The sequence below is a fragment of the Bacillus altaicus genome, from assembly GCF_042136375.2.
Classification (GTDB): domain Bacteria; phylum Bacillota; class Bacilli; order Bacillales; family Bacillaceae_G; genus Bacillus_A; species Bacillus_A cereus_U.
In genome coordinates this window covers 2687339-2710194 of record NZ_CM143394.1, presented here as the reverse complement: position 1 = coordinate 2710194, position 22856 = coordinate 2687339, and the positions used below count along the sequence as shown (strand labels likewise).

Sequence of the window (22856 nt, the reverse complement as noted above, 5' to 3'; positions counted from 1 at the left end):
TTTTTCCATAATTTTCAACAAAAAAAGAGTCATTCGATAATGAATGACTCCCTTTAAAAAATGTTCGTATTTTCAATCGTGAAATAACCCCATCTTCCTCCATATCACTTAGAGTCCCGCACAGGATGTCCATCAAAAAATTGCTTTCGAAAATCTTTATTATTAACTAGCTTTTCTATTTTTTCTTGATTACCGTAAAAGAAGTTCATTACGATTCCCTTATTCCATATAAGATCATCCTTTGGCAAATCATTAAATTCTTTATAAATTATGGGTAAAAGTTCTTCTCTTTTCAATGCAAAACTTTGATTTTTAACCTGAAACTCATACCCTTTCGCATTTGGTACTAAAATTGCAAGATAAATAGCATTAAAGAGAAAGTTCTTTTTCATCGTATCCTTTTCGTCAAACCAATACGTCTCAATGATATCTTCTGTTAAGTTACCGTTCTTTTTCTCACCGTATTTCACCGCGATCTTCTCATTTTTCAAACTTATACTTTGAACTGTTTCACCACCAGGTAAATTTTTAACAATCGCAAGCACATCGGAATTATTTCCAACATATGTCCCCGTATATTTTTTAAAAGCCCCAGGTTCAATATGTGATATTTCTTTTATTTGTTCCCCATTAGAACAAGCAGTAACAAATAAAAAAATTGTTAGCATAACACCTGCTATTCTATTCATATACTTCATTAGACACCCCCAAGTTCTATTTATTATCGAATCTATACAATGTATCCATTAAAAACCCTTTAAAATATACGCATTTTAATCAAAATTAAAAATTTTCAATTTTTATGTTTACAATTATCCATTAATTGTATATACTTACTAACGTAAGAAAAATATTCTAAAAGGAGGTCGAATGAAATGATGAAATTACAATTTGATACTTTATCATTAGCGTTAGCTGCACCTGTATCTTTTTCACAATTTAATAGAAGTTCGACCACCCTAATGGAGAATTAAAATCGTACTTTATTTCTTTTAATTCATAAATTCGCCACAGGAGGTCGTATAATTTCCTGTGGCTTTTTCACGCCCAGCCATAGGAGAACGATATCTTCCTGTGGCTTTTTTGTGCGATTTTTTAGTCTCATACATTATTTTTTAAAGAAAGGAGCAACATTCGATGACTATTAGCGTATTGTTTTTAAGTATTACGATTCAAAGAAATACACTTTCCAAAGCTGAAATTCTTCATAATGAGCAAATTACAAAAGCTATGAATGATGTTAAGGAGCGCCAAGTGCTTTATTGTGATCACCTGTAATTCCTTTTCGAAAGGAGGAATTCGTCTATGACTTTTCATATTTTCTTTTTTACGACAGCACTTCAGAAAAAAACGTTATCTGAAGCTGAAATCTTTCGTAAACAACAATTAAAACAAACTATGGATAAAATAACGGACATTAAAAGTTCGTATTATACACAAATGTATTAAAAATATTTTTTAAAGGGGTAATAATCTAATGAAATTTAAAGCTTTCTTTTTAACGATTACCATTCAAAAACGCAAACTTTCAAAAGATGAAATTTCTCGTGAACAACAAATTAAAAATATTATGGATGATGTGAAAGAGCGCCAGTCCTCTTATTACAATCGTCTTTACTAAATAAATTATAAAGGGGTAAAAATCCTAATGAAATTCAAAGCTTTCTTTTTAACGATTACCATTCAAAAACGCAAACTCTCAAAAGATGAAATTTCTCGTGAACAACAAATTAAAAATATTATGGACGGAGTAAAAGAGCGCCAGTCCTCTTATTACAATCGTCTTTACTAAATAAATTATAAATGGGTAATATCCTAATGAAATTCAAAGCTTTCTTTTTAACGATTACCATTCAAAAACGCAAACTCTCAAAAGATGAAATTTCTCGTGAACAACAAATTAAAAATATTATGGACGGAGTAAAAGAGCGTCAGTCCTCTTATTACAATCGTCTTTACTAAATAAATTATAAAGGGGTAATATCCAATGAAATTCAGAGTATTATTTTTAACGATTACCATTCAAAAAAACAAACTGTCTGAGTCTGATATGCTTCATGACCGACAAATTGAGCAGGCTATGTACAACGTAAAAGAACGACAAAGTCATTATTGTAGTCACCTGTAATTCCTATTCGAAAGGAGGAATTCATGTATGAAGTTTCACCTTTTCTTTTTAACCATTACGATTCAAAAAGAAACTATATCTGCAAATGAAGCAAAACAAGAGAAACAGTATAAAAAGATTATAGATGAAATTCGTGATCGTAGAAGCAAGTACTACACTCACCTATAATTGTTTGAACTTATATTAGAAATGAAAGGAGTCGATTATAATGTTAATGACGCGGTGTAAAGAAATGATTTGGATAGTTCAGAGGGATTCCACATAGTTTATTTAACAAAAAATTTCCGCCTGATTTGATGTGTAAAAAATATATAATAATAAGTATTTCATACACTCTAAAAAAATAAAAGATACACCACTTTGCGGTGTATCTTTCTCAACATATTCTATTTCCGTTTACTTCGTTTCGTCTTAAACAGTCTCACTAAGTTCGAAACAACTGTTTTCGTTACCGCATAAGCAGGCACTGCTAAAATCATTCCGATAATTCCCGCGAAATTACCTACCCCTAAAATAAGGATGATAATTGTTAACGGATGGATGTTTAATTTTGAACTCATAATACGTGGCGATATAATGTTACTTTCAAACTGTTGTACGATTGTTACTATAATAATTACGTACAAAGCTTGCATCGGAGATACGAACAGACCTATAATGACAGCTGGTGCTGCTCCGATAAATGGACCTAAGTTCGGAATTATATTTGTAAATGCTGCGATAATTCCTAAAACGAAAGCATACGGTAAACCGATAATTAAATAACCAGTAAATGTAAAGGCACCTATAAATAAACAAACGAGCGCTTGACCTTGAATATATGCAGATAATGTTTCGTTCGTTTCCTTTATGATACGAAGTCCTTCTTCACGGTAAGACTCTGGTAATACACTAACAGCTTTTCCTGGAAATGCATGTCCATCTTTAAACATATAAAATAAAATGAACGGTACTGTAAAGATAACTAACGCCACGTTCGTGATAATACCAAATAAAGCCGTTGCACTCGACGTAATTGTGTTTGGTATACCCTTTAAGTATTCAATCGCATTTTTCTCAATTGTTTCAATGGAAACGTAGTTTTGTGTAGATAACCATTCAAATAACCTATGATGGGATAGATCTTGTATGTATACTTTTCCCTCTTTGATATAAGTCGGCATATTTTTCACTAAATCCATTAGCTGTTGTGAGATGGTTGGAACAACTACTCCAATAGCAACTCCAGTTAATGTGATGATAAAAAGATACAGTAGTAAAATCGCTAAACCTCTAGGTACTTTTTTATTCTCCAAAAAGACTAACAATGGGTTAAATATGAAGTATAAAAATAACGCGATTAAAATTGGGAAAAATAATGTTGATATGAAGATACCAATCGGTTGAAATAGAAACGATATTTTTGTGCAAATAAATATAATTCCTACAACCATCAGCACTTCTAATGTCCAAAAGTGCACTTTCGATTTCAAAAAAACGTCCTCCTTTAAACTAGCACTCCTCTTCATTGTACCAAATTAAACTTAGATTTCACATAATATTTTCCTTTACAATATTCCAAAATCCCATTAAATACACTACAATGAGATTACAGACAAATTTGCAGGTAAAGGTGATAAATATGACACAATGCATCATTTGCAGAAAAGATACGAAAGAACTTAGTGAACAATATGTCATTCCAGAGATATTATGTGGATATTATTTCACAAACTCAATTTGTGATTCCTGTCATGAACATATGACAACAAATATTGACCGTCCTTTAATTAGACATAAATTAAGTCAATATAAGATTGAGCAAATGAAAAAACAAATCGACTCCCCTCTCTATACGAATGAACATGGTGAGGAGCTGGCGGCCGCTGAAACGGATGTTGTCGAAGTAAGTGATGAGATACTTTATTCCAATGCATTAATTATGAAACTATGTAAAAAGCACGATATTTCATTACATAATGAAATTTGGAAAGAAGAACGCGTAACAAAAGTAGCTAGTTCTATTCAACGTGAATTGCTTTTAGATAACCGTAAATATAAGATGAGTGTATTAAAAATGGCTTATACTTTTGCTGTACAAACAATTGATGGCTACTTTGACGATCCAGATGCGATTGATATTTCTACCATTCTATTAAATGCCGATTTCATGGAATTAAAGGAAAAGAGTATCGTTCGTGACTTAAGAAAAAGTTCTTTATGGAATACATTAAATACAACGAGTGAAAACCATTACTTTATTTTACTTAGTGATAAAGACGGTCTGTTCTGCTTCGTTCGCCTATTTGATATTTTTGATGTTGTTGTTCATTTATCAGAAAAAAGATACAATCTTCCATCACCAATTGTCGGCGTAAATAATGTAGACAAAAAAGGATTTTTTGTGGAAAGTTTAAAACAGTATATGGATGGGCTATTTAAAGAAACTACACGTTCTATTTAATCCACATAAGAACATACGGTCTCCTTTCTTCATGAAAAGACACTGTGTTATAATGAGTGTGAAAAGAACAATACAATCACATAAATCAATTAACAACTGTATATAAATAAAAAAGACTAGTGTGCGGCTACACACTAGTCCACGTAACTTAGCAGATTGGATTGTTCATTTATCCTATTTGTTTCGTACAAACACAACAACCCACATTCTATAGGCATAGGTGGGTTGTTATTTTTTGAGCTTGTCAATTAAGACGACAATAAACGTTAACAATGCAATGAGAAACAGTCCACCTTGCAGTAACAACGCAATTTCACTCACTTATTATCACCCCCCTCCTATTCGGAGAAGTGATAATTGAACAACCAACCGTACCATAAGTTACCTTTTAATTTTATCATATTTTTTAATTGTTTACGACGAAAACCCGCAAGCTATTAAGTTGCGAGTTTTTTATTTTTCACTATTTTTACTCCTATTTCAACTTCTCCATAACCGCATCATAAAATTTCCGTTCATCGTCTACATTTAAGTGAACACAACTTACTGTTTTAGAAAATCCATATAACAACTGCGCTTTAATTGGCTCTTTTAACGTTATTTCAAAAGTTGCAGGTTCCTTTATAAATTCCATAACAGTTGCATCAAGAACCGCTTTCTCTTCTTCTTTCGTTAAAGATTCGCCTTTATAAAACGCAATGTTATCAATTTGTGTAAATGGTATAACGATTTTCTTTCCTAATCCAATTTGAATGATCACTTTTTCTTCCGTAACGATAATTGGATTTTTACGCATCGCTTGTATTTCTGCTAAAAAATAAAACATCGCATATATGTTTAAGATGAGTAAAATCCAAGCTATTACTGGATTCCATTGATGAAGTAAATAATGAAAACCGATACTTTCAATTAATGTTGCATGAATAATCATGATATAAACACCTATTGCACCGGTTTTTTTATGATATGAGTATGTGGATTCACTTTCTAATACTTTTTCACGCCACGATAAAAAAGCATAATAGAGTAATTTACACTCTGTTAGAATGATATTTACTGTCTTACTTCTCTTCATATTAGCATCAAATGCTGCATCAATCGCATAAGAAAATGAAGAATACTCACTTCTATATTCTTTATATCGTTTTATTATTTTAGGAAGTACTCTTATAATTTTATATATAAGAAACAGTTCAAAACATACGAACGCAATTTCTCCAGCAACTATTACATACGAAACAAATGAAAAAGCTTGTAAATAATCACTAGGAATTATAAACCTTGCGAACACGTATCCAGCTATAACTACAGGAAAGATATACGTTAACGAATATCTTTTCCGTATAATAAAGAAATATGTGATGACTGGAATTACAAACATAAAATCTAATAATGAGCCGAGGACTACTTCTTTCGGGGCAGCTGGCACTATTGGAAGGGTATACAATAAATAGTTTGATAACATAATTAAAGATACGAGTCCAACCCAAATGCCTTTTCTCCTTCGTGAAATTGATGGATTCATTCCTTCTCTCCTCTATTCAAAAACCTCATTTAAATGGTCTTTATAAAATGAAATAGCGCGTTCAAATTCTTTTACTTCCTCTACTTTTACGACCGTTTCAAGTAGTAATTTCATCGCGGATTCATGTTCGTTTACGTTATATTTCGCTAATGATAAAAACACTTTCATCACGTCATTTTCTGGGAACTTCTTTATCCCTGCTTCTAATACAGTAATCGCTTTATCATATTCCCCTATACAACGATACGTACTGCCAAGACCGATATACGCACCGCGAAGTGATTCACCATCAAGTCCGTTCGCAATCGCCTGTTCATAATACGGAACCGCCTCCGTTTCAAGACCCATTACATCATGTATCCAAGCGCATTGATATAGCACTTCTGCATCCCGCGTAAAGTTTGTTAATCCTATAAGTATCTCTCTAGACTGCGCATATTTCTTTTCATTTCTAAGTTTAATAGCTTGCTTTAATAAATGTTCCATACAATCCGCTCCTCACAAAATGTTCATTATGCATATATCATGTATTACACATTTACGAGCAGCTAATGGCCTATTCAATTTAATAATTAGTGAGGGATACGTTCCCCCACTAATTTAATATTAACTCCATTATATACTATGCGACTACAGCTCTTTCTAAAAGCTTAAATTTCCATCGCAGTAGTACGATTGCATAAATGCTCTAACATATTGACAATTTCTTTTGCAGTTTCATCTTTCCCATTACATAACTTCACATTACCATCTTGTCCAATGACGTGATGCACGGCGCCGCGAGAATATAAAGAATGCGGTGAGTTCGCTACCATTATACTCGCTTTTGCATCTTCCATCCTTTTGCTTGCTCTTTCAATAAGTTCTGCTTCATTTACGTCACTTTCCAGTTTAAAACCAACGAGTATCGTTTCTGGATCCCAACTCTTTATTTGTTTTAATACTTTTGGCGCTTTTTGAAAATGAATAATTGGTGCGATATCACTTGAAATCTTTCCGTTCATATTAAGAACAGTTCCATCTTGGTCACAAATCTTTTCGACAACCCAATCTGAGCCAGCAGCAGCCATAATAACTGCATCTACTTTTTCATGTGTAATAATACTTTTCATCTTATCTTGTAAATCAATAATCCCCTCAAATGGGTGCAATTCTAATTGGTTATTTACATCCATTGGCTTCTCAGCAAAGTAGCCATGCAAATATATTACATTTGCTCCTTTTGTCATTAGCTCTTCTGCAATGATTCTTCCAATCGTACCTTTTGCTAAATTTGTATGTCCACGTACTTGATCCCATTTTTCTAGGCAACCGCCGCTCGTAATTAATACTTTTTTCCCCTGCATAATAACCATCCCTTACTGATTTTTCGCACGAAACCACTCTGTTCCAAAGTCAACTGCATCACGTTGCCTCATAAAACGGCACGTCGCATTCCCTATCTTCCCACGCGTAACTGTTCCTTTACGCTCATATTCAACTCCGATTTCTACAAACGTGTCAGAATCGTAATCCATTTCAACGAATTCTTTCCATACTCTTACACCTTCTTCTATAATAGGCGCTCCTACCTTTATTAACTCGCGTGCACCTGTACGTACCTCAGATAAATGTATGGACGTATTGGAATCATAACCGACACCAAGTAATAATATGTATCCATCTAAATCGTATATTTTTCGTAATGGCGATTCTTCACCAAAACTTATAGAAAGTGAATGATTCGCTGTAATTTCTTCTGCGTGTTTCCCCCATGCTGCAAAACTACTGAGTGGATGATTACTGCGCAATACATTCGGATATGTACGAAAACATTCAACTACTTCTCCCATTGCCCTTGTTGGTGTTATACGTGGGTCAAATGCTGGGACGTTATCCCGAATAATTTGCCACCAGTCTTCTGGTACAGGTGGTCTTGACCAATGTTTTGGGTCGGATAAATCTGAAGATTGAGTTGGCATAATTATCGTTCCTTCTTCTGTAACAACTTTCATTAACGCTTCTACTACGGCAACTGCACCGCCTGATATCCAACCAATCGAACTTAATGAAGAATGAACAATAACTGTCATTCCTTTTTCTATCCCTAATGCTTTTAAATCATTTGTAATTGTTTCGATTGTATTTGGAAATTGTGTATTCGCCACTATGTCATTCATTTTCACGATTGTTCCCCCATTTTGCTTTAAACTAATACATACATATATTATCATATTTTTCTTAATTTTTAACATAATCATTTTCAAACAAATCATAAAAATAGCTGTTCCAATTCTTTCTCTGCCAACAGTTCCTTTTTCCTTGCAAATTAAATTTATCTTAATGTTTAATCCTTTGTGAAATTTCATACGTCGTATGTAAATTTATTTATTTTCATATTCTAATTTTATAAGAATGATGATAAGATTACTTCGACTTATCTTACTACTTTAAGGAGGTATTTTTATGAAAAAAATTGTCGGGTTGTCTCTAGCTTTTGTTTCTGTCATATCTATTACCATTCCTTCTTCGACATTTGCAGCAAATCATTATGACACATTCGGAGGAAAGTTAACGGGTGGTGTAGGAGATTGGGGGAAGTCCACACAATATTATTGGATTGATAGTTCAGCTTCTGGAGAATCCTCTAGAATTAATAGTTCTATGAGCGCTTGGGTTCACACAGGTAAAATTGTATCGACGCCTATTTCTTTTAGAAATACTTCAAACAAGCCTTCTAGTTTAATAGATATTTACAAAGGCAATTATTATCCACGTTCAAGTGGTATTCTTGGTGAAACAAAATTTTATAGAAGTGGTAGTCAAATTGATCCGTCTTCTAACTATTCTTGGACAAAAATTCAACTCAATTCATCATCATTCGATTCTCTAAATACTTATCATAAGTCAGGAACCATTGCTCATGAAATGGGACATGCATTTGGCCTTGCTCATAACAATTATGAAGGTGACTCTATTATGTGTCAGCTTGGCTCAGGTAGAACTGTAAATACACCAGATACAGGTTCACTTTACGGAATTAACTCATTGTATTAATTAGTATTCTATATTAGGAATGGAGTGAAGTATATGAAAAAGAAATTTATTGCGAGTGGACTTATATGTATCATATTAACTTCAAGTGTTGCATTTTATATTTATAGTGATTCACAAGAAGTAGAAATGAAGCAAAGCTCTCCCGTATCTTTGCTAAAAGTATCATCAAAAAAATCTGTTTTCAAAACAAACGATATTACACAAGTAATTCATAAGGCCGACTTTGAAAAAACATATAATGATGTAAAAGAATTAGCTTTAAATGCTGATATTATAGTAGAGGGGACAATTATTGAATCTCAGTATTTTGATTTTAATACAAATACATTTACGCGTTCAAAAATTCAAGTTTCAAAAAGCTTTAACAATGCAGTTAACCCCGGTGATATAATTCAATTTATTGAAATTGGTGGTGTCACAACAAAAGGTAAATTACAAGAGTATGATCCAGAAAAAATTAAAATACAAAAAAATGAATTAAACGAACCGATTGAAGTTTTACTAGATGGTGCTCCAACTTCTAAAAAGAATGAAAATGTTCTTCTATTTGCCAAAGAAGATATGGAGGATTTTTTTAAACTTAAAGAAAAATTGTTCATTTCTTTAAATTCTTATCAAGGTAAATTTACAATTGATAAGAATAATAAAGTAAAACGGTATACTGAAAAGTCTGATCACAAACTAAACAAACCTGCTTCTCATTCTACTAATAAATATAATTCAGGCGAAGCAAATTTATTAAATGATACTTCCTTAGAAACTACATTACCTGATATGGAAAATCAAATTACTAGTAGTTTGAAAAATAATTAAGAACATAATAGTGTTTTCATAAGATATGTAAAAATAAAAAAGAAGCCGTCCAAAAGTATTCTGGGACGGCTTTTTTTAGTAATAGGTTTTGTCACATTTTGTCGTTAAGTCGATATAATTTCATTTACTATCGCTATCTTAACAAAAAGATTAAATTTTGGGACAGCCCCTTTTTACGCTACGCCGTTATTTTTTCTTCTTTTTTCACGACTACAGCTACATAACTATGAAGTATCATTCCGACAATTACAAGGCTCATTCCAATCCAAGATAAAGAAGACGGAATTGGAGCCGATAGCCAAATGAGCTCTCCTACTAGCGCGAATAAAACTTCGCCTGACTGTGTCGCTTCGACTGTTGCTAATTTTTGCGGATTATCTTTTACAAGATCTGTCGCATAGAAGAATAATACTGTTGCAATTAAACCTGAACTAATCGCAACGATAAAACATTGAAAAACTTGGTTACTTGACGGTAATCCGCTTGTAGATACTTCATAACCAGAAAGTAAAAACCAAAATGGTAAACTTGCTAATGTCATACCGAGAACTCGTTGGAAGACATCTAATTCGCCCTTACATACTTGCATCATTTTTCTATTTCCAAGTGGATACGCAAACGCTGCAATGAGTACAGGAACTACACATAAAACAGTTTCACGAATCCCTAAAGAAGAAGCGTGTTCTACTTGCATGAGAACAACACCGAATAAAATAATACCTGACATTACTAATTCCTTTATCGGAAGTTTTTTATGTAATGGGTCTACCGCGAAAAATGGTGTTAATAAAATCCCTGCGACTATCGTAATTTGCCAAGTTGAAGCAACGAGCCACCCCGGTCCAAACGCACCCGCGAAACTAAGCGGTGCATAAAAGAGACCAAATCCAACGATACTCCATAACAACCATTCTTTTGGATTATTTTTCATATATTGAAAGAGTTGTTTTAAGTTCCCTCTATACATGACAATAAGTAATAGCATTGGAACCATAAAGTAATACCGTAATGATGCACTCCAAATCCAACTTCCACCTTCTAAGTCCATCGACCGGTTTAACACAAAGGTAAAGGCAAAGAAAAACGATGCCAATATCCCTATTGCAATAGCTTTCATCGTAAAACCCCTTATATAATTTTTCTTCTACTATATAACGTAATGAATATAATTAAAATTCTTAATTTTCGTTATACATGTAATCTTTAAAGAAACAACACCATATATTCGTCATCACTATATACACCATTCATCTTTAAAGCTCTTTTTTCAATTCCATAAGTTTTAAAGCCCATTGATCCGTATAATTTTTTTGCTGGTTCGTTTGTGGATACAACACCTAAGTTCAATTGCTCTAGTTCTATTTCTCTCGCTCTTTGAGTTGCATTTGCAATTAACTCACGTGCCAGTCCGTTACGTCTATTTTGTGCATCTACATACATCGCAACGATATGACCTTTATGCTTATACGCCTCTTTCTCTTCTGTTAGTAAAGTGACAACTCCAATTAATTGATTTTTCTCATTAAAAGCACCGAATGTACAACTAGTAGTAGCTGTTAGATTACTTTCCACTCGCTTAATAGGATTTTCCTGGCGAATCGCCTCTTCATAAGTTGTTACAAATGCCTCTGGATTTACTTGTAAGGCTTGTAAACGTAAGTTCCAATATTGCTCCGCATCTTCTTTCGTAAGTAATCGAATCATTTTCCTCATCCCCTTTAAGTTTACATAATATTTTTATAGACTATTGAATAAAGATTGATATTCTTCTTTTAACATACTATAACGATGGCGATGAATGAACTTACCTTGACGTAATCGATCATTTCTCATTATTCCTTCACAAACAAATCCAGCTTTTTCATAACTCTTTCTAGCCTGTAAATTATCTTCATCTACTCGTAGCCAAACTTTTTCTAATTTGAATTCAGAAAAGCCGATTTGTAACATACTGTATAGAGCTGCCATTCCATACCCTTTACCCCAATATTCTTTATTTCCAATTGCAATCCCTAGTTCAGCATTTTTATTTGTATTATCAAAGTTTTTTAGGTCTACCCATCCAATGTGTATACCTTCCTTTGTAACGATAGCTCGTTGTTCATAACCATTCTCTCGACTTATGCATGCTTCAATCCACCTTCTCGTATCGTCACGAGTGAACGGTGGATATTGATCTGGTACAACTAAATGTTTTGTTACTTCTGTATCTAATGACCATTGATATCGATCTTCTACATCGTCTTGTGTCAATTCTCTTAATTGAACGAATGGTACATTCATTTTGCTATCCCCTTTTTATTTCCCGATAGAAAACCCTTCAAAAACTCTTCCTCCATACTGCTCTAACGTATTTTCTATAAAACTAATTAATTCATTTTTCTCCTCTGTTTTATAAAAATGGTCAAAAGCCGCTACAAAATGTTCTGCATATTGCTCGTCATACCTTCTTAACACTCTAATAAACCATTTTGAATTTCCAAGCCACTGACCATTTGCCCTTAAAACATATTCATGTACTAAATCAGCTAATAAATTGGCGATGAACAATTCTTCTTCTCTTTTTGATGCACCAATAAAATCATCCAAAGTATCCGTAATAAAATACCGCTTCTGCTTCATCATTTCTTCAGTCCATTTAGCTGGTCCTTTATTTAGTAAATCATTTGCTTCTCTTTTTAATTTCTCAACAATTTCATTTTCCCCTTTTAATACAATACCCTCTGAAACTAATTGTGGTAACGAAGGTCTCCCGCGATCACAATCACTTTTGAAAAAGGTTTTATACGTTTCAAAATTATGTACGAATACTTCAACAGGCCAACCATTACTATAGAAAGATTCTCTATAACAAGATGACAAACTTTGGTCAAATATTACAATATCAAGGTCAGATGTTTTCGTAGCCTCTCCCCTAGCAACACTTCCCCCTAGTAAAGCAACATCACAATTCGAAAATTGTGATGTAATAATACTTCGTGCTGCTTCAATTGGTTTCATAGCCTTTCTCCTTCTCTTATTTTACTTTCTTCTTTTCAGCTCTTTCTCGCGTCTTTTTAATATAGGATTCTGCATCTGGTGTTTTGCATGACGTTTCACCGTGATCAACTTCTACTTTTCCAATTTCACGTGAGATTTCAATTGCTTGTTGCTCTAAAGCTTCATTTCGAACTCCTATCGCAATTAAAGCTCTATTCATCGCTTCTCTTTTACGATTTTTTTCATTATGTATATGAACTTTAATCTCTTCTAAATACGGTAAGAAAAAGTCATCGTCTAACGTTTTATTTTTCATTGCGATATTTGCTAATAATGACCAACCAGCTCTTCCAATCCATTCATCATCAGACTTCGTCCATTCTTCCATTCTTTCTATCGCGATTGGCGACGTACATATAGCCGTCATAAGAACGTCCATTAAACAATAATACTCAACATCCTGAACCCATCTATTTAGTTGTTCTGACGTTAGTTTCTTCGGATCTAAAACCATCGTCGCTAAAGTCATTGCATCCATATTTTTCGTTTCCCATAATGAGATTGCTAAATCATGATCTTTTTTTATCTTCTTTTTTAACAATTTTAAATTTGCAAAACTAACTCCAAATAACGGCTCTTTCGCCCCATGATTTTTAAAGGTTTTACGGTTTTGTTCTGTTCCATATTCTTCTAGTTGCTGCATTACTTCTTCAAGTAACATAGGTCCACCTCTTTTATATATTTTGTTGACTTCACATATGCATGTACGATATATTCTACATTACTTTTTGGTTTTCCTATATTTATTTTTTAAATACGGTATGTGAAATTTTAAAATTGGCCTCAAAAAATCTTTTCATCTATTTTAGCCCCTAACCATTTCCCTTCCTAAGCAATGCAGTATAAGTTGGCCCAATCTATATCGTTGGACCGATGAATACAATAAAATCTATTAATAAGAATGGCCTTTCTAAAGGAATGTTTAAAACGTATAAAAGCCACTTTCCTTAAATGAAGAGAAAAGGGCTTTTATAATTTAAAGTTACTTACTTCTATTTTTCATTTTTATGCTGTAAATTTTACTAATCCGCAATTACTCATTTTCTTTTTTCTCTTTTCTTTCTTCGGAAGGTTCTTCAGTTGGATCTGGCTCCTGTTCATCCTTTTTATTTAACTCATTATTTTTTTCTTTAGAAGGATCTTGCTGTTTATTCTTATCTTGTTGTCTTTGCTCAGAAGGTTCCTCCGTTGGATCTGGTTCCTGTTCATCCTTTTTAGCTGTATTACACCCAAATAGCAGTCCTAATGTAAATATGCTTGTCATACATATAGAAAGTATTTTTTTATACTTCAATTAAAGCCCCTCCTAAAATTAATATCCCTTGTAGTGTTTCCTATTAAAGATTAAGATTATCCATTTTTTTATCCCATTTATTCAAAACGCAATTATTATAAAATCTTGCATACTTTTGGACAAACTTTTTTGCGCTTGTAAAAAAGTTTTTTTGCATTTCCCCCTCTAAAATTGCTAATATAGTAGAGTAGAACTTTTATAGAGAGTAGGAAAATTATGCACAATGGAATTCGGATGACAACTTTAGTGAAAAGGGCTCTGTTGATTTGCGCTGGGGTATTATTTACATACGAAGCTGCTTACGGATCAACACATATCGCTCTAGCAAGTACAGAGGATGACGCTAAATCTGTTCAACTTGTAAGTGAAATTCAAACATCCCTTGCTCCGAAAGAAGCTCCAAAGCACTATAATGGGCAAGTTAGAAAAGTCGCTTACTTAACATTTGACGACGGTCCTGGAAAATACACAGCTGAGCTTTTAGATATGTTAAAGAGCGAAAATGCAAAAGCAACATTCTTCCTAATTGGTTCAAACGTGAAAGCTTTCCCTGATCTTGTAAAACGTGAAGATGCTGAAGGCCACTATGTTGGGATGCACAGTATGACTCATAACTACAAGAAACTGTATACAGAAGGTCACTACGTTGATGAAATGAAGGAAGACCAAGGCTTAATCGCTGGAGTTCTAGGCAAATCACCAGTATTAACTCGTCCATCTTACGGCTCAATGCCAGGATTAAATGAAGCTCTTCGCAATAAAGTTGTTGAGAATGGTTTAAAAGTATGGGATTGGACAATTGATTCATTAGACTGGAAATACAACAAAATGCCAGTTGACGCTGCATCTGCTAAAATCGTAGAAAACGTTCTAGCTGGTGCTACAAATCCAACAGAAGTTATTCTTATGCACGATATTCATCCACAATCCGTTAAAGCAGTACCTGGAATTATTAAAGGGCTGAAAGAAAGAGGATATGAATTAGAAAGCTATCATGAGAACGAACACTTCCCATTAAACTTCTGGCATGATAATCGTATTTAATGAAAAAGACTTGATTTCCTCTAGTAGGTTATCAAGTCTTTTTATTATCGTTTTGGGAATTTCCTTTGTTGCTCTTCAATAGAACGAATAATATTCTCTCTATCATCTTGAGTAATACCGATAGAAAATTCGTACTCCTCTTCCTTACACCATGAAGGATTAAGTTCCTGTGATAAGCGAATAACAAGGTGAAACTCCCCTTCTTTTTCTCCCATAAATTCAAACTCTAAATTTGGTTCCATGAAAGCTAGTTCGTTATATGTAGGGTTTGGTAATGCTTGAAACCATTTTATCATGTACTGTAAGTCGGAAGTTTGTAAAAAAGGATCCATCGTTTCAAAAACTTTACTTTCTTCTAATAGTTTCGCTTTTACCGTTAGCCAATTTCTATCACACTCGTCTTTTGCATCTTTATATTGGTATTTCACAACCTCTAAATGTAATGCTACTTTTTCATTTTTAAAATTCATGAATATCCCCCTTCTATCTCTGGATCTTTTGTTTTATAAATTTTTATTAATCCCGATACTTTAAATTATACTAGGTTATTCTAATCGTTTTTTAATACGAATAAATTGTTTAAATTTATTATCCTTTATACATAAAATAAATTTGATTTGCAATATAATCTGAACTAAAGTGAAGTCCATTCCTTATCCACCACATGATAATACCTACCAATGAAGCTGTTTTAATATCAACCGCAACATAATCATCAGGCAGATCCTTTTTCGTATTCTCTCTTCTCGTTTCTATTAACTCTTTTAAAAATAAAAATAGTTGCTCCTCAAATTGATTCATTTTAAATAATATAAATAAATAATTTCGGTGGATATATAAATAATCAAGCAATTGTGTTAGCTTTTGTTTTTCTGATAAATCTTTTGCATGTATCAAATCAACAATTTTATCAGAAAGCTCATTTAAAATCTCATTCGTGATTTGGTCTAGTAAATCTTGAATATCTTGATAATGTAAGTAAAAGGTTGTTCGATTTAATCCTGCCGTTGTTGCTACTTTCTGAACCGTTAAGCTTGAAATACTAGGATTCTCACATAGGAGAGAAAAAACAGCATTTTTAAACATTTCTCTTGAACGAACTGTACGTGGATCTTCTTTTTTAGGTGTAGACATTTTGAAACTCCTTTATAGATTTTCTCTTTACTTACTCGACAGTTCATACCTTCTATGTCGAGTAGTGAACATTTTCAACAAAACTGTTCATGGTCAAAGAAAATTTATTTTGTTACCATTAATTTTATCGACACATTGTCGATAAATCAAGAAAACAATGAAGGAGTTTACCAATGCAAAAGGAATTATCAGAAAGAAATAAAAAAATTATATTAGTTGTGCTCATTGCCGGCTGTTTTTTATCAACATTAAATCAGACACTATTAAATGTAGCGATGAGTAATTTAATGGAAGTATTTGATGTTACGGCTGCTACAGTGCAATGGCTATCAACAGGCTTTATGCTCATAAATGGCGTTCTAGTTCCAATTACTGCATTTTTAATGAAACGATTTACTACAAGGCAGCTATTTATTAGCTCGATGCTCTCTTTGTTTATTGGTACTGTTCTCTGTGCATGTGCCATGAATTTTGGCACTTTGTTAACAGGAAGAATGATTCAAGCAGTTGGCGCAGGAATTATTATGCCACTAATGATGACCGTTATTTTATATTTATACCCTAGTGAAAAGCGTGGCAGTATTATGGGAACCATCGGTTTCGCCATAATTTTTGCGCCAGCCATCGCTCCAACATTATCTGGCTTTATTATTGAATATGTATCATGGAGATGGTTATTTATTGGATTGGCTCCCTTTGTATTAATCGTTATTATTCTCGCACTAAAATATTTAATGAATGTTGCTGAGACAACAAAAGCAAAATTGGACATCGTAAGTGTCATTTTATCAACGATTGGCTTTGGTTGTATTATATTCGGATTTAGTAGTGCAGGAAGCAAAGGATGGGATCATCCAGTTGTTATTACTACAATTATCATCGGAATAATCGTTACAACTCTATTCTGTTTACGTCAAATAAAGTCTAGCGATCCACTATTAAATTTATCCGTATTTAAATATAAAATTTTCACTCTTACATCAGTCATTAACATACTCATTACGATGATTATGTATGCTGATTTAATTCTTTTACCGATTTACTTGCAAAATGGACGAGGTTTTACTGCTTTTGAATCAGGTTTACTTCTATTACCTGGCGCTGTAATTAATGCCTTCTTATCACCTATCACAGGTAAAATGTTTGATAAATACGGGGCAAAACCACTCTTTATTACAGGTTTAATATGTATCATTATATCAATGTGGGGTGTAATTGATTTGACCGAATCCACCACTTATATGTATTTAATGGTTCGTACCATTATTCTACGCATTGGACTAAGTTTCATTTCGATGCCTTTAAATACAGCAGGTTTAAACGCTTTACCAAGAGAACTTGGTTCACATGGTTCCGCAGTGAATAATACCGTACGACAATTAGCAGGTGCTATTGGAACAGCAGTTATTATCACTGTGTATACGATTCAATCCACTTCACATACTTCACAGTTATCTAGTGAGAATGGAAGCATATCAGCTATGCAAGTAACGAAATTAGCTTCTATCTTCAGCTCAAGTGATGCCTACGTATTTATGTTAGTCTTATCCTTTGTAGCTTTGATTATTGCATGTTTTATGCCTAAAAAAGTAGCACTCCAAAAATCCGAAAGTAAATCTTAAAACAAAAAATCCTACTCGTTTTCTATACGAGTAGGATTTTTTATTATTTATTTCGTTTCCCCGTCTTCAGTCGTCTTCACCTTCGTTTTATCTTTATCACGATTGTTATAGTTATATTTAGAAGGTTCTACCGGTGTAAATCCTTCTGGTGTGTAGAATCGTAATAAGTCACCGTTAACAACTTGGTCGGAGTATTTTAGTGATTTTTGAACCATTTGTTCATTTTGTTTTATTTCATCTGTAAATTCTACAGGTTTCCCAGTCGTTGTATCATAATATTTGCCATTAAGTGCAGTAACTGTTGGACTTACGTAGTTACCGTTACGGAACGGAACGACTTGTTTATGCTCTGGTGATAATAAATCTGATCCGAATTGGACATAATTTTTCGTATCTGTACCTAGTAAGTGTAATAAAGTTGGTAGAACGTCAATTTCTCCGCCGTATTGATGTTGTACGCCGCCTTCCATTCCTGGTACGCGAATGATTAATGGTACACGTTGTAATTGAGCATTTTCAAATGAGTTCATTTCTTTACCCATTATTTGAGACATTGCTGCACTATGATTATCTGAAATACCGTAATGGTCACCGTACATAACGATAATTGAGTTATCGTATAAACCAGATTGTTTCAAGTAATCAATGAATCCTTTTACAGATTCATCTAAATAGCGTGCTGTTTGGAAGTACGTATCTACTGATGAATCACCTGTTTTCGCTGGTTCAATCGTTGCTTCTGCCTTATCGATAGGATAAGGGAAATGGTTCGATAACGTAATGAACTTCGAATAGAACGGTTGTTTTAACGTTTGTAATAACGGAATTGATTCATTAAAGAACGGTTTATCTTTTAAGCCATAGTTTACTACATCTTTTTCGTTCATATCATAGTATGACGCATCAAAGAATTTATTAAAACCAAATGATTTATAAATTTCATCACGGTTCCAGAACGTTTTATAGTTACCGTGGAACACTGCTGATGTGTATCCTTGTTGACCTAAAATAGCTGGTGCTGATTGATACGTGTTATGAGCTTTATTTGTAAAAACAGATCCTTGTGGTAATCCAAACATTGAATTCTCTAACATGAACTCCGCATCAGATGTTTTACCCTGTCCTGTTTGATGGAAGAAGTTATCAAAGTATAACGTATTCGCATCTTTTGTAAATGAGTTTAAGAATGGTGTAACTTCTTGGCCATTTAGCTTGTAGTTTAGTAAAAAGTTTTGGAATGACTCTAAATGAATATAAATTACGTTCATTCCTTTTCCTTTACCGAAATACTCAGGATTTGGACTTGCATAAGTTGATGTAAGATAGTTTCTAACTTCTGTCATATTATCTCCATCCGCTAATGCTCGTTCTGTTGATGCTTTCGCACTTTGAATACCATCATAAATCGTAAAGTTGTAGGCCCCTAAATATTTCACGATATAATTGCGGTCAAATGTTCTTGTTAACAATTCAGGACGGTCAGATTCTGCCAGACCTAAGTTAACGCTAAAGAATAAAATACCTGCTACAAATACTAGAGATAATTTATGCTTCGCAACACGGATTGGTTTAGGATTTACAAATTTCGTTGCGACTAAAACAATTAAAATGATTGTATCTAAGAAATATAGTGGATCATATAAGTGTAGCAATGCAAAAATACTACCACCTAAATCTCCAAAGTTATTCGATTGTGTTAATGTCGGGAACGTAATAAAGTCACTGAAAAAGCGATAATATACTACGTTTGCGTATAAAAGTATAGACATTAGCAAATTAATAATAATTAACCAAATGTAAGCTCGTTTCCCTTTTGCGAATAATGCGAGTCCTAAAAATAGAACTGCTGAGCTTAACGGGTTGAAAAACAGTAAGAACTTTTGGATTGTGTTCGATATCCCTAAATTAAATTCTGTCACATATGCTGCATATGTTTTTAACCAAAGTAAAATAACCGCAAATACGAAAAATCCAAAATGATTACTTAATACTCGTTTACTCTTTAATAAAAATTGTTGCATCTCTCCACCTCTTTTGATCATCCAAGGCTTATTTTATATAAGTCTGTCTCTCTATTTGATTTTTCTTCTTCAGATAGATTTTATTTGTTTAACTATATGAAGAATATTAGTAATTATAATTTGTAGCTTTTATTTATTCAACTATTTCTTTTTAAACATTTTGACCTTGGTTTCTATTTAACAAAATACATTTGTAACATTTCCTGTTTTTTCCCAAGGCTCATCCACTAATTATGACTCCACAAACTATAATCCTTTAGTTCCTCATTTGCAAACTAATCTATCTCCAATTTTGGTACATATTTCACATAAGAAAAAGAGTAGTTTGAAGTAATTTCTCAAACTACTCTTTTCCTACAATCTATCCTTTGTAACTAACTTCCCCAGTTTCAACTAATTCCTTTAACCCGATAAACATTAAATTCCAACCATGCTCAGACCCGTCATGATGCTCTTTAAGCGCTTTTTCAATATGAAGTTCTGTCCAATCTTCTTCATGAGGAACGATAATATTTTGTGAAAATATCATTTCAGATCCTTGTTGACGATCTTTTATCTCAACTGTAATTATATCTTCTAATTCGCTAAATTGTGGCATTTTGAAAGTAAACACCAATTTTTTAGGTTGGTCAATTTCAATGTATTCTCCTATAGCTCGATAATCATTCCCATCGCGATGGTCAACAATTTCCCAACTTCCTCCTACTTCAAGCGTATTTTTCGCTACTTTATTTGTTCCTTCCAATGTAAAAAACCATTTCTTCATCATTTCAGGGTTTATCCATGCTTCAAAAATTTCTTCAGGAGCAACATCAAAATCCCTTACCATCGTTAATATTATTTTTGAATAATTATTCATTTGCATACTCCCCACTTCAAATAAAAATGAAGATTTTTTTATTTGAAGTAAAATACACAAAACCCTCGCTCTCATAAAAGAAAGCGAGGGTTTTAATCATTTATTATTGACCTTTGTACATTGCATCGACTTGTTTTTGAAGTTCTCCACTTTCTAAGAACTCATCATACGTTGCTACCTTATCAACTACACCGTTTGGCGTTACTTCGATAATACGGTTTGCAATTGTTTGTACGAACTGATGGTCATGAGAAGTGAATAGTAATGTTCCTTTAAATGTGATTAAACCGTTGTTTAATGCTGTAATAGACTCAAGGTCTAAATGGTTCGTCGGATCATCAAGTGTTAATACGTTTGCACCGCTTAACATCATTTTAGATAACATACAGCGAACTTTTTCTCCTCCAGATAAAACAGAAACGTTTTTCTTTACTTCTTCACCAGAGAATAGCATACGGCCTAAGAAACCACGTAAGAAACTTTCTGATTCATCTTGTGGAGAGAACTGACGTAACCAATCAATTAAAGTGTAATCACTGTTCTCGAAGTACTCAGAGTTATCTCTTGGGAAATGAGCTTGAGATGTTGTTACACCCCATTTGAATGAACCGCTATCTGGCTCCATTTCACCCATAAGAATTTTAAATAATGTTGTCATCGCAATATCGTTACGTCCGATAAATGCAACTTTATCACCTTTATTTAAAGTGAAGTTCACATTATCTAATATTTTTTCGCCATCAATCGTTTTCGAAATACCTTCAACTGTTAATAGGTCATTTCCTACTTCACGTTCTGGTGTGAAACCAACGAACGGATAACGACGTGATGATGGTCTAATATCATCTAATGTAATTTTATCTAACAATTTTTTACGAGAAGTTGCCTGTTTCGCTTTAGATGCATTTGAGCTAAAGCGTGCAATAAAGTTTTGTAACTCTTTTACTTTCTCTTCTTTTTTCTTGTTAGAATCTTGCGTTAGTTTTAATGCTAATTGGCTTGACTCATACCAAAAGTCATAGTTACCAACGTATAATTGAATTTTACCGAAATCAAGGTCAGCCATGTGCGTACATACTTTATTTAAGAAGTGACGGTCATGGGATACAACGATAACTGTATTTTCAAAGTTCATTAAGAAGTTTTCTAACCATTGAATCGCTTTTAAGTCCAAATGGTTGGTAGGCTCATCTAGTAATAGAATGTCAGGTTGACCGAATAAAGCTTGAGCAAGTAATACTTTTACTTTCTCTGCCCCAGTTAATTCAGACATCTTTTTATCATGAACATCTTCGCCGATACCTAATCCTTTTAGAAGGATTGCTGCTTCAGACTCTGCTTCCCAACCGTTTAGCTCAGCGAACTCACCTTCAAGTTCTGCAGCACGCATGCCATCTTCATCACTAAAGTCTTCTTTCATGTAAATTGCATTTTTCTCTTGCATTACTTTATAAAGACGTGTGTGACCCATCATTACTGTTTCTAGTGCCGGGAACTCTTCATATTCGAAGTGATTCTGTTTTAATACAGCTAGACGCTCACCTGGCGTAATATGTATGTCACCTGTTGATTGGTCAATTTCTCCAGATAAAATCTTTAGAAATGTTGATTTACCAGCACCGTTTGCTCCGATTAAACCGTAGCAATTACCTGGCGTGAATTTTATGTTAACATCTTCAAATAATTTGCGATCTGCGAAACGCAAACTAACGTTACTTACTGTAATCATTTGTGTCCTCCTACTAATACCGCTTATTTCAGCGTTTTCTCACCGATTGTCCTAAAAAATCGCATATTACGACTCAATTATTGTAGACTATAGCTATTATATAGTAGAAGCTGGATGAATAGCAACGATTGATTACTTTTATAGTGTGGTTATTATATTGATTTACTAG

Annotated in this window: 30 protein-coding genes; 12 read left to right on the top strand and 18 right to left on the bottom strand. The window is 33.4% G+C overall.

What is annotated here, in order from left to right; genetic code table 11:
- Positions 1-104: 104 nt before the first annotated feature.
- Entirely contained in the window at positions 105-698 is a 594-nt protein-coding gene (locus tag ACE38F_RS14100) for a DUF4825 domain-containing protein (protein WP_375368878.1), read from the bottom strand.
- 439 nt (positions 699-1137) lie between these two features.
- Between ACE38F_RS14100 and ACE38F_RS14095 the strand changes: the two genes are divergently transcribed.
- The 7 genes from ACE38F_RS14095 to ACE38F_RS14065 are packed head-to-tail and all read left to right on the top strand — an operon-like array spanning position 1138 to position 2296.
- Positions 1138-1278, top strand: coding sequence for a YrzI family small protein (locus ACE38F_RS14095; RefSeq protein WP_000156202.1), 141 nt, complete (start codon positions 1138-1140; stop codon positions 1276-1278).
- A 27-nt stretch (positions 1279-1305) separates the two neighbouring features.
- The gene (locus ACE38F_RS14090; protein ID WP_000142704.1) at positions 1306-1449 is read left to right on the top strand and encodes a YrzI family small protein; all 144 of its coding nucleotides are present in this window, start codon (positions 1306-1308) and stop codon (positions 1447-1449) included.
- 28 nt (positions 1450-1477) lie between these two features.
- Positions 1478-1621: a YrzI family small protein gene (locus ACE38F_RS14085; protein WP_002013394.1), complete on the top strand. Its 144-nt coding sequence runs from the start codon at positions 1478-1480 to the stop codon at positions 1619-1621.
- Between the two features lie 27 nt (positions 1622-1648).
- Positions 1649-1792: a YrzI family small protein gene (locus tag ACE38F_RS14080; protein WP_016100548.1), complete on the top strand. Its 144-nt coding sequence runs from the start codon at positions 1649-1651 to the stop codon at positions 1790-1792.
- 26 nt (positions 1793-1818) lie between these two features.
- Complete coding sequence (locus ACE38F_RS14075; RefSeq protein ID WP_016100548.1) at positions 1819-1962, top strand: YrzI family small protein; 144 nt, start codon at positions 1819-1821, stop codon at positions 1960-1962.
- Between the two features lie 25 nt (positions 1963-1987).
- On the top strand, positions 1988-2128 hold the full coding sequence (locus ACE38F_RS14070; RefSeq protein ID WP_000672237.1) for a YrzI family small protein: 141 nt from the start codon (positions 1988-1990) through the stop codon (positions 2126-2128).
- A gap of 27 nt (positions 2129-2155) precedes the next feature.
- Entirely contained in the window at positions 2156-2296 is a 141-nt protein-coding gene (locus ACE38F_RS14065) for a YrzI family small protein (RefSeq protein WP_002142199.1), read from the top strand.
- A gap of 218 nt (positions 2297-2514) precedes the next feature.
- On the opposite strand, the gene ACE38F_RS14060 is transcribed toward ACE38F_RS14065, so the two are convergent.
- The gene (locus tag ACE38F_RS14060) at positions 2515-3600 is read right to left on the bottom strand and encodes an AI-2E family transporter (RefSeq protein ID WP_105585013.1); all 1086 of its coding nucleotides are present in this window, start codon (positions 3598-3600) and stop codon (positions 2515-2517) included.
- 149 nt (positions 3601-3749) lie between these two features.
- Between ACE38F_RS14060 and ACE38F_RS14055 the strand changes: the two genes are divergently transcribed.
- Entirely contained in the window at positions 3750-4571 is an 822-nt protein-coding gene (locus ACE38F_RS14055) for an HNH endonuclease (protein WP_375368877.1), read from the top strand.
- A 228-nt stretch (positions 4572-4799) separates the two neighbouring features.
- Here ACE38F_RS14055 and ACE38F_RS14050 read toward each other — a convergent pair whose 3' ends face one another.
- The 5 genes from ACE38F_RS14050 to ACE38F_RS14030 form a co-directional block, all read right to left on the bottom strand.
- The gene (locus tag ACE38F_RS14050; RefSeq protein WP_001289318.1) at positions 4800-4892 is read right to left on the bottom strand and encodes a putative holin-like toxin; all 93 of its coding nucleotides are present in this window, start codon (positions 4890-4892) and stop codon (positions 4800-4802) included.
- Positions 4893-5046: 154 nt separating this feature from the next.
- Positions 5047-6096, bottom strand: coding sequence for a hypothetical protein (locus ACE38F_RS14045; RefSeq protein ID WP_375368876.1), 1050 nt, complete (start codon positions 6094-6096; stop codon positions 5047-5049).
- A 12-nt stretch (positions 6097-6108) separates the two neighbouring features.
- Positions 6109-6582: a tetratricopeptide repeat protein gene (locus ACE38F_RS14040; protein WP_375368875.1), complete on the bottom strand. Its 474-nt coding sequence runs from the start codon at positions 6580-6582 to the stop codon at positions 6109-6111.
- A 164-nt stretch (positions 6583-6746) separates the two neighbouring features.
- Positions 6747-7442 (bottom strand): phosphopantothenoylcysteine decarboxylase domain-containing protein, encoded by a 696-nt coding sequence (locus tag ACE38F_RS14035; RefSeq protein WP_375368874.1) that lies wholly within the window; start codon positions 7440-7442, stop codon positions 6747-6749.
- A gap of 12 nt (positions 7443-7454) precedes the next feature.
- Complete coding sequence (locus ACE38F_RS14030) at positions 7455-8255, bottom strand: AAC(3) family N-acetyltransferase (protein WP_341307947.1); 801 nt, start codon at positions 8253-8255, stop codon at positions 7455-7457.
- A 286-nt stretch (positions 8256-8541) separates the two neighbouring features.
- On the opposite strand from ACE38F_RS14030, the gene ACE38F_RS14025 reads away from it, so the two are divergent.
- Together ACE38F_RS14025 and ACE38F_RS14020 are read left to right on the top strand one after the other, a co-directional pair.
- Positions 8542-9132 (top strand): M57 family metalloprotease, encoded by a 591-nt coding sequence (locus ACE38F_RS14025; RefSeq protein WP_215553395.1) that lies wholly within the window; start codon positions 8542-8544, stop codon positions 9130-9132.
- A gap of 33 nt (positions 9133-9165) precedes the next feature.
- Entirely contained in the window at positions 9166-9945 is a 780-nt protein-coding gene (locus ACE38F_RS14020) for a hypothetical protein (RefSeq protein WP_375368873.1), read from the top strand.
- Between the two features lie 178 nt (positions 9946-10123).
- Here ACE38F_RS14020 and ACE38F_RS14015 read toward each other — a convergent pair whose 3' ends face one another.
- The 6 genes from ACE38F_RS14015 to ACE38F_RS13990 all read right to left on the bottom strand — a co-directional run bounded on the left by ACE38F_RS14015 (position 10124) and on the right by ACE38F_RS13990 (position 14278).
- Entirely contained in the window at positions 10124-11062 is a 939-nt protein-coding gene (locus ACE38F_RS14015) for a DMT family transporter (RefSeq protein ID WP_341306497.1), read from the bottom strand.
- Between the two features lie 86 nt (positions 11063-11148).
- The gene (locus ACE38F_RS14010; protein WP_215553398.1) at positions 11149-11649 is read right to left on the bottom strand and encodes a GNAT family N-acetyltransferase; all 501 of its coding nucleotides are present in this window, start codon (positions 11647-11649) and stop codon (positions 11149-11151) included.
- 33 nt (positions 11650-11682) lie between these two features.
- Entirely contained in the window at positions 11683-12228 is a 546-nt protein-coding gene (locus ACE38F_RS14005) for a GNAT family N-acetyltransferase (protein WP_375368872.1), read from the bottom strand.
- A gap of 15 nt (positions 12229-12243) precedes the next feature.
- The gene (locus tag ACE38F_RS14000; RefSeq protein ID WP_375368871.1) at positions 12244-12945 is read right to left on the bottom strand and encodes a nucleotidyltransferase domain-containing protein; all 702 of its coding nucleotides are present in this window, start codon (positions 12943-12945) and stop codon (positions 12244-12246) included.
- Positions 12946-12961: 16 nt separating this feature from the next.
- Positions 12962-13645 (bottom strand): DNA alkylation repair protein, encoded by a 684-nt coding sequence (locus tag ACE38F_RS13995; RefSeq protein WP_375368870.1) that lies wholly within the window; start codon positions 13643-13645, stop codon positions 12962-12964.
- 372 nt (positions 13646-14017) lie between these two features.
- Complete coding sequence (locus ACE38F_RS13990) at positions 14018-14278, bottom strand: hypothetical protein (protein ID WP_375368869.1); 261 nt, start codon at positions 14276-14278, stop codon at positions 14018-14020.
- A gap of 216 nt (positions 14279-14494) precedes the next feature.
- Between ACE38F_RS13990 and ACE38F_RS13985 the strand changes: the two genes are divergently transcribed.
- Positions 14495-15322, top strand: a complete 828-nt coding sequence (locus ACE38F_RS13985; RefSeq protein ID WP_340824376.1) for a peptidoglycan-N-acetylglucosamine deacetylase — start codon at positions 14495-14497, stop codon at positions 15320-15322.
- Between the two features lie 44 nt (positions 15323-15366).
- On the opposite strand, the gene ACE38F_RS13980 is transcribed toward ACE38F_RS13985, so the two are convergent.
- Both ACE38F_RS13980 and ACE38F_RS13975 read right to left on the bottom strand, forming a co-directional pair.
- On the bottom strand, positions 15367-15792 hold the full coding sequence (locus ACE38F_RS13980) for a WapI family immunity protein (RefSeq protein ID WP_375368868.1): 426 nt from the start codon (positions 15790-15792) through the stop codon (positions 15367-15369).
- Positions 15793-15910: 118 nt separating this feature from the next.
- On the bottom strand, positions 15911-16456 hold the full coding sequence (locus ACE38F_RS13975) for a TetR/AcrR family transcriptional regulator (RefSeq protein ID WP_375368867.1): 546 nt from the start codon (positions 16454-16456) through the stop codon (positions 15911-15913).
- A 173-nt stretch (positions 16457-16629) separates the two neighbouring features.
- Between ACE38F_RS13975 and ACE38F_RS13970 the strand changes: the two genes are divergently transcribed.
- Positions 16630-18078 (top strand): DHA2 family efflux MFS transporter permease subunit, encoded by a 1449-nt coding sequence (locus tag ACE38F_RS13970; RefSeq protein ID WP_375368866.1) that lies wholly within the window; start codon positions 16630-16632, stop codon positions 18076-18078.
- A 47-nt stretch (positions 18079-18125) separates the two neighbouring features.
- Here the strand turns inward: ACE38F_RS13970 and ACE38F_RS13965 are convergent, their stop codons facing one another.
- The 3 genes from ACE38F_RS13965 to ACE38F_RS13955 all read right to left on the bottom strand — a co-directional run bounded on the left by ACE38F_RS13965 (position 18126) and on the right by ACE38F_RS13955 (position 22687).
- On the bottom strand, positions 18126-20099 hold the full coding sequence (locus ACE38F_RS13965) for an LTA synthase family protein (RefSeq protein WP_375368865.1): 1974 nt from the start codon (positions 20097-20099) through the stop codon (positions 18126-18128).
- Positions 20100-20460: 361 nt separating this feature from the next.
- Entirely contained in the window at positions 20461-20958 is a 498-nt protein-coding gene (locus tag ACE38F_RS13960; RefSeq protein WP_215553406.1) for an SRPBCC family protein, read from the bottom strand.
- A gap of 103 nt (positions 20959-21061) precedes the next feature.
- Entirely contained in the window at positions 21062-22687 is a 1626-nt protein-coding gene (locus ACE38F_RS13955) for an ABC-F family ATP-binding cassette domain-containing protein (protein WP_215553407.1), read from the bottom strand.
- Between the last annotated feature and the right edge of the window lie 169 nt (positions 22688-22856).

Bases quoted from the DNA above. Each gene is read 5' to 3' on its own strand.
- ACE38F_RS14100 (WP_375368878.1), bottom strand. From the start codon at position 698: ATGAAGTATATGAATAGAATAGCAGGTGTTATGCTAACAATTTTTTTA.
- ACE38F_RS14095 (WP_000156202.1), top strand. From the start codon at position 1,138: ATGACTATTAGCGTATTGTTTTTAAGTATTACGATTCAAAGAAATACA.
- ACE38F_RS14090 (WP_000142704.1), top strand. From the start codon at position 1,306: ATGACTTTTCATATTTTCTTTTTTACGACAGCACTTCAGAAAAAAACG.
- ACE38F_RS14085 (WP_002013394.1), top strand. From the start codon at position 1,478: ATGAAATTTAAAGCTTTCTTTTTAACGATTACCATTCAAAAACGCAAA.
- ACE38F_RS14080 (WP_016100548.1), top strand. From the start codon at position 1,649: ATGAAATTCAAAGCTTTCTTTTTAACGATTACCATTCAAAAACGCAAA.
- ACE38F_RS14075 (WP_016100548.1), top strand. From the start codon at position 1,819: ATGAAATTCAAAGCTTTCTTTTTAACGATTACCATTCAAAAACGCAAA.
- ACE38F_RS14070 (WP_000672237.1), top strand. From the start codon at position 1,988: ATGAAATTCAGAGTATTATTTTTAACGATTACCATTCAAAAAAACAAA.
- ACE38F_RS14065 (WP_002142199.1), top strand. From the start codon at position 2,156: ATGAAGTTTCACCTTTTCTTTTTAACCATTACGATTCAAAAAGAAACT.
- ACE38F_RS14055 (WP_375368877.1), top strand. From the start codon at position 3,750: ATGACACAATGCATCATTTGCAGAAAAGATACGAAAGAACTTAGTGAA.
- ACE38F_RS14045 (WP_375368876.1), bottom strand. From the start codon at position 6,096: ATGAATCCATCAATTTCACGAAGGAGAAAAGGCATTTGGGTTGGACTC.
- ACE38F_RS14040 (WP_375368875.1), bottom strand. From the start codon at position 6,582: ATGGAACATTTATTAAAGCAAGCTATTAAACTTAGAAATGAAAAGAAA.
- ACE38F_RS14035 (WP_375368874.1), bottom strand. From the start codon at position 7,442: ATGCAGGGGAAAAAAGTATTAATTACGAGCGGCGGTTGCCTAGAAAAA.
- ACE38F_RS14030 (WP_341307947.1), bottom strand. From the start codon at position 8,255: ATGAATGACATAGTGGCGAATACACAATTTCCAAATACAATCGAAACA.
- ACE38F_RS14025 (WP_215553395.1), top strand. From the start codon at position 8,542: ATGAAAAAAATTGTCGGGTTGTCTCTAGCTTTTGTTTCTGTCATATCT.
- ACE38F_RS14020 (WP_375368873.1), top strand. From the start codon at position 9,166: ATGAAAAAGAAATTTATTGCGAGTGGACTTATATGTATCATATTAACT.
- ACE38F_RS14015 (WP_341306497.1), bottom strand. From the start codon at position 11,062: ATGAAAGCTATTGCAATAGGGATATTGGCATCGTTTTTCTTTGCCTTT.
- ACE38F_RS14010 (WP_215553398.1), bottom strand. From the start codon at position 11,649: ATGATTCGATTACTTACGAAAGAAGATGCGGAGCAATATTGGAACTTA.
- ACE38F_RS14005 (WP_375368872.1), bottom strand. From the start codon at position 12,228: ATGAATGTACCATTCGTTCAATTAAGAGAATTGACACAAGACGATGTA.
- ACE38F_RS14000 (WP_375368871.1), bottom strand. From the start codon at position 12,945: ATGAAACCAATTGAAGCAGCACGAAGTATTATTACATCACAATTTTCG.
- ACE38F_RS13995 (WP_375368870.1), bottom strand. From the start codon at position 13,645: ATGTTACTTGAAGAAGTAATGCAGCAACTAGAAGAATATGGAACAGAA.
- ACE38F_RS13985 (WP_340824376.1), top strand. From the start codon at position 14,495: ATGCACAATGGAATTCGGATGACAACTTTAGTGAAAAGGGCTCTGTTG.
- ACE38F_RS13980 (WP_375368868.1), bottom strand. From the start codon at position 15,792: ATGAATTTTAAAAATGAAAAAGTAGCATTACATTTAGAGGTTGTGAAA.
- ACE38F_RS13975 (WP_375368867.1), bottom strand. From the start codon at position 16,456: ATGTCTACACCTAAAAAAGAAGATCCACGTACAGTTCGTTCAAGAGAA.
- ACE38F_RS13970 (WP_375368866.1), top strand. From the start codon at position 16,630: ATGCAAAAGGAATTATCAGAAAGAAATAAAAAAATTATATTAGTTGTG.
- ACE38F_RS13965 (WP_375368865.1), bottom strand. From the start codon at position 20,099: ATGCAACAATTTTTATTAAAGAGTAAACGAGTATTAAGTAATCATTTT.
- ACE38F_RS13960 (WP_215553406.1), bottom strand. From the start codon at position 20,958: ATGAATAATTATTCAAAAATAATATTAACGATGGTAAGGGATTTTGAT.
- ACE38F_RS13955 (WP_215553407.1), bottom strand. From the start codon at position 22,687: ATGATTACAGTAAGTAACGTTAGTTTGCGTTTCGCAGATCGCAAATTA.